We start from the raw sequence: 5598 nt of genomic DNA, 5'->3' as shown, positions 1-5598 counted from the left end.
ACTGTAATGATGAAAGAGCAAGGAATGCCTGCATGATATGTCATGGCCTAAAACAAATAAAAAATACTACAACTTCCATGCAGCTAATCCCTTTTCATAGGAACCGATGTTGTACGCCTGGCTATATCCATTACGACCTCGATGGAACATCCATTTTTCAGAAGTAGAGAAAAAGAGTCTTCTCCGATTCGAAATACTCAATCTCATACCTGATGAGCCTTGTCAAGTTATAACTGTATGAGCCGATGGACAGGAAAGGTGCATCAAAATGATATGTTTTGCCGTACTCAGGCGTTATAGTGATAATTGTTCCAGGCACACGGCTTTCTAGTGGAATTAGCCTAACTACATTTTCTGATTTGATGATTGCCTTGATTTTGTTAACTATTAAGTCTGAATCAGAGTTGGCCGATTTTTTACAAGCCGGAAGTAAGAAGAACAGTAATGCTAATAGTGCGGCGCTTAAGGTCCTCATAAAACGAGTTTGTACGAAAGATCAGCCGCTTTATTGTCTTTTCAATTGATATAAATCACAAAATAAATCATTCAAAATCAATCCGGCGGAAACTTATGGCGTACAACGTTGAACTGCTTACCGAAGTAGGGGAATTGGCAGTACCGAAGTTGATTTACGTTCTAAAGTAAACAAATTGTTCTTTCGTTTCATGGTTGTTCATCAGCCGCTATTTTGGTAAGCAACTGTTAGGCGCATTGGGTTCTTGCTGCTTTGCCTCGAAATTTCGGAATGCTCCCAAAGTTGTTGGAACTAAATGCACTCTCAACAATTCCGATTGTTCACGATAGAATTTCATATTCTCGTAAAGCCTCGTAATACTGTCATTGCTTTCTTCTCGCTGAAGTTCAAATTTAATATTCCAAATTCTATGACATAATTCATTTAGCCATTTAAATGCCTCAACCTTTTCGAATTCAGATACTTTTTCATCTGACCAAATTCCACGACTTGAAATCGTGAAATAAAAGAGCAGTTCTTCTAAAAACCTAACTTTGTCTGGGTTTGCCAGAGTACTAAGTTCTTCCAATGCATTTTGAAATTGCTGATGCTGTTCGTTCATGCTTTGCTTTCGTTCAGGTGCAGCCACCATTTAATAGTATTTAGCTTGTCCTTTTCAATTTCAGTTAACTCCAATTCAGCAAATGCCTCTTTTAATTTGTCTATGCCATAGTTGTCTCTCAACCAGAAGGGGAACTGTTCTACACTTTTGTCCCAGTTTTTTAGCACTCTTTGTAAAACCTCCGTTGGGTGCCTTTGCGTTTCAGGATTGATGCTTTCTAATACCTTTCCTGCAAACTCTTGGTCTTGGGAATACGTGTTAGCCCCACCGCCTTTTTCAAAAACACGAATTACACCCTCTACAACTACTTCGGAGTTTACTTTCGGTAAAATGTGGATTAGCTGTCTTATTCTGAGGTCACGAACTTCCTTGTATTTGTCAGAAGAGATTAGGATTTCTCTTTCCACATCGTCTGCTGTCTCTGGAAACTTCATGGTGGTTGTAATTGTTTGCGCCTAACGTCCCCGCCGGCTTGGCGAAGGCGGCATGAAGATACTTTGAGTTTCGTACACGTATGCCGCTTTTGCCAAACCGGAGTTGTACGAAGTTGCCTTCACCCAGCAACCTATCAGCAGCTGGTGCATCGGTGGATCATTTCTTCAATGATTCATTGACGAAGTGATCCACCGGTATGGCCCGCAAAAAATAGCCTGTTACTTTTAGATCCTCCGTTCCTAAGGCAGATGCGGGTGCTGTTCCCCTTGCACTAAAAAACACCCCATAAATGAACTCGGTTCAAACCTGGCAGGTATTGACATTGTCCGAAAAACCGGCTAACTTCAGCAGTCTGCCTGCTGCGGCCTGCGAAAACAAGTTTTCACGTCCTGCGCAGGCAGACTTGCTACCCATTTAATTCACCTAAGCAGCCTCTTTGTATAGCATCGGAAAAGTAGCAGATGCCGCAGGAACGTTGCGGGCCAACCCACCGCTGCGGGTGCTGTAGGAACTCTTACGGGTGAAGGCAATTTTGGACAACGGTTTAGCGCTTTGTGAAGGTGGGATATTCAAGTTCCTATCGCTTCTTTTCAGCACTTAAGTCGATTTATATTTACAGTTGAAAATTAGCACATCAGTCCCACTTTTTCAAAGCGCATGTTAGCTGCTTGTTGTCTATTTCTTGATAATTACCCAACTGCCTTCTTTGCGTTCACCATTTAAATCATAACTTTTCAATTCATCAGTGCAATATTCCTTTTCCATTGATAAACATACCGTCAATTCTTTTTCTTCGTAGCTAATATTTTTTATCCTTGTTAATGATTGATTAGATGGTAAAAATATTTCATACTCAAATCCAGAAGGAAGGGGAAAGTCTGAAACACCATTCGGAAAAAGAAATGTTGTATCATTACTGGTAAAAGTACTTGCATCGTTGAATGGCCTATAAAGTAATGTATCTATGGGACGCTGAAAGTTAGAATTAAGATTGTAGCGCCTAAATATGATTGTGTCTATTTCAGCATTCGTAAAAGAAACAAGTGACACATTCAATCGAACATCAATACACTGTTGAGTAAAACAACAAGAGTAAAAAATAAAGCAAAAGAAAAAATATAATATAAACTTCATGAGTAGAGAAATTTGCAGCTAACGTGACGAGGCTTCATGCAGTGCAGTTATTCTAATTCTGCTGCCCCAATCAATTAACGTAGTAAAATAGCATTTCTTCTGTTGAAATAATATTCTTTCGCCTGCATTGCATGAAGCCTGTGTTAGCAGCCGTATCCCTTCCTATCCAAAAGCAATAAGGACATGACACGATGCTCCCTTTCTTCCTCTTGGCTAAAATGTCCAACTGCAATGTGCCATCCCCGAATGTCGCCATAATGCTTTGTGAAGTTTGCTTCCATGAACTCCCTCAACTCATTGAACTTCCGGTTTACCAGGTTCTCTGTTTCTTCTGGTAGCTGCAAAATCTTAGCCTTCAAGTACTGAGAGGTCGCCTTTGTCGGCTCGTCCATTCTATGCTTAAAGGAATGATAATCAGGAAATATGCAAGCAACCTTGTGTCTTAACAATGAACCTTTGAGTTGATTAGGCTTAAATCGCCTGTTGTGACGAAAGTGACTGGTCAATAACTCCTTTTTAGAGTCATTGAGAAAATATTTGTATTCCGCTCGCAAGAAGTCAATTTTAGTAGTGTCGACGGGTAGCCAGATCAAACCTAAAAAAGGACCCATGAAGAAGTCAGGAACGAAATGCTGTTGGTAGTAGTTGTACAGATCTTCGTAAAAGGCACTTTCACGTAAATCTTGATTGTCCTGCTCAATGAGGCCCTTTTCATACCGCTGAATAGTTTCATTAAGGACTGCATTATAAGTTGCAAACTGTTCTTCATTTAAAATATCCTGAAATGCGGTGGCCTCGAAGTCCCATTCTTCCCATGCAGTAAAATAATGCTTATCAGAGTAGATGTCCTTATCCTGCTCGAACATGTGAACTTTTTCTGCTTGCTCATAAGACAAGTTAAGGTACTGATACCTGTCTCTTACTAAGTCTACATGCCATCGTTGTTCAGTGTGCGTCATAAGAAGTTGGCTGCTAACGTGAAAGGGCTTGCCGAAGTATGGGCTTTTGAAAAGCTTCAGTTTAGCCTTTGTTCTGTTGCTGAATAAAGGTAATAGGTTCAAAACTTTTTCAAAAGCCCATATTTTGGCAAACCAATGTGCGTGTTGCACAACGTAATAAATTTAGTGCTTTGTTGCTTTGATAGAATCGTTCTGCTTATTATCTTTTCTTATGCAAGGCCGCAAGCAATATCAAGAGAAGCTGTTCACTCATTTTCAGCTATCTGACCGTGTTCCATCCCACAACTTTTACCGCAGGCTCAAAGAGGCACTCGATCTGCATTGGCTTTATGTTCGAACAAAAAAGTACTATGGTCGTGATGGTCAGAAAAGCATTGACCCGGTGGTGTTTTTCAAACTACTGTTGATCGGCTACTTTGAAAACCTGCTCTCTGACCGGCGCATCATTGATGCTGCTTCCATGCGCCTGGACATGCTTTATTTCCTGGGCTATGACATGGATGAAGAACTGCCCTGGCACTCCACCATCTCACGTACCCGCCAGCTTTATGGGGAAGAACTGTTCCATGAACTCTTTACCACCGTGCTCAAACAGTGCATTGATGCAGGTATGGTTAGTGGCAGAAGGCAGGCCATCGATTCCGCTCCTGTAAAAGCCAATGCATCCATGGACTCACTGAAGCAAAAAGAGATTCTTGCTGATGGTGGTGTATATCTGGATGAACTTCGGCAGGAAGAAGAAAAGGAACCTGCAGACAATAAGGATAATACAAATGACGAGAATCAACATAGCGTAAGTGCTGTACGCAACAAAGCCGTACAACAACATCATGGCTGGAAGGCCAAAGCATACAAAGACCAGCCAGGCGGAAGAGTAAAGGGCGAAGAAGGCAAGGGTGGTGAAGATGGAAAAGAATACCTGCCAAAATTTGTTTCCAATCACACCCATTACTCCACTACAGACAGCGATGCACGGGTGAGTGTAAAGCCTGGTAAACCGCGCCAGCTAAACTATGCAGCACAGGTAAGTGTGGACACGGCTTCACATGTGATCACCGCCATAGAAGCGCACCATGCAGATAAGAAAGACTCGCAGTGTCTGCCCTCCATCCTGGATTGTGCAGTAACGAATCTAAAGGCAGGTGGCCTCCACCTGGAAGAAGTGCTTTGTGATGCAGGCTTCAGCAGCGGCGAAGCACTGAAGGCTCTGGAGGAAAGGGGCATTGTGGGCTACATTCCAAACTTTGGCCAGTACAAGCCACACCGCGAGGGCTTTCGCTTCAATCCTTTCCGCAATGCCTATGTATGTGAGCGGGGTGTGGAGCTTCCCTTTAAGAAGATCACTACAACATCGCTGGGCTACCAGATGAAGCAGTACCGCTCTTCATCAAAGGATTGCAGGGATTGCCCCTTGCGCAGCACCTGCATTGGCAAAAGTGACTTTAAAAAGATCGATGACTCTATAGACAAGCCATACTATGACCGGATGCACCGGCGGCTGCAAAGTGAAAAGGCTAAAGTGACGAAGAAGATCAGGCAAAGCACGGTGGAGCCGGTGCTGGGTACATTGATCAACTATGGTGGTATGCGCAGGGTGAACACCAGGGGGCTTGCAGGTGCAACCAAGTGTATGCTCATGGCTGCAGTGGCTTACAACCTGAAGAAATTACTGAAGCATACCGCACCAAAAGTGCACGCGGGGGTAGTGGGGTTGAAAAATGGATCAGAAGGCCTGAAAAAGGCAGTTCTAGAGCTCTTTGCGGCTGTGGCGCCATATGAAGCATCATACAACAGAAGACTGCAATGCTGCTGAAATAAAAAGGACCGCTTTTGCAAAGCAATCCTTCAATCAATTTTTTGTTCGCTTAGATACGTTGTGCCACATGTATGTCGTCAAAAGAAAGTGGACTAGTTCTTAGAGAGGGTTTTGCTGGGTTAAGTTCGTGATTTTTGTTTGATTTTTAGTATGTCGTTGGTGAAAAAGATGCCTCCGG

General features: G+C 42.7%; 5 protein-coding genes. 1 reads left to right on the top strand and 4 read right to left on the bottom strand.

Annotated elements, in window-relative coordinates; translation table 11 throughout:
* Positions 1–683: 683 nt before the first annotated feature.
* From DRJ53_RS20850 to DRJ53_RS20840, 4 genes are all read right to left on the bottom strand, one after another.
* Positions 684–1076 carry a hypothetical protein gene (locus DRJ53_RS20850; RefSeq protein WP_114237609.1) on the bottom strand — a complete coding sequence of 131 codons (393 nt, stop codon included), beginning with the start codon at positions 1074–1076 and terminating at the stop codon, positions 684–686.
* Positions 1073–1510: a hypothetical protein gene (locus tag DRJ53_RS20845; protein WP_114237608.1), complete on the bottom strand. Its 438-nt coding sequence runs from the start codon at positions 1508–1510 to the stop codon at positions 1073–1075. The genes DRJ53_RS20850 and DRJ53_RS20845 overlap by 4 nt, the downstream gene beginning before the upstream one ends.
* 676 nt (positions 1511–2186) lie before the next feature.
* On the bottom strand, positions 2187–2645 hold the full coding sequence (locus DRJ53_RS21195) for a hypothetical protein (RefSeq protein ID WP_123893769.1): 459 nt from the start codon (positions 2643–2645) through the stop codon (positions 2187–2189).
* A 143-nt stretch (positions 2646–2788) separates the two neighbouring features.
* Positions 2789–3754, bottom strand: coding sequence for a hypothetical protein (locus DRJ53_RS20840; protein ID WP_114237607.1), 966 nt, complete (start codon positions 3752–3754; stop codon positions 2789–2791).
* A 61-nt stretch (positions 3755–3815) separates the two neighbouring features.
* On the opposite strand from DRJ53_RS20840, the gene DRJ53_RS20835 reads away from it, so the two are divergent.
* Positions 3816–5417, top strand: coding sequence for an IS1182 family transposase (locus DRJ53_RS20835; RefSeq protein WP_206609858.1), 1602 nt, complete (start codon positions 3816–3818; stop codon positions 5415–5417).
* Positions 5418–5598 lie beyond the last annotated feature (181 nt).

The organism is Paracnuella aquatica, assembly GCF_003332885.2.
GTDB lineage: Bacteria > Bacteroidota > Bacteroidia > Chitinophagales > Chitinophagaceae > Flavisolibacter > Flavisolibacter aquaticus.
The sequence above is the reverse complement of the archived record's forward strand: the minus strand, read 5'-3'. Positions and strand labels throughout refer to the sequence as shown.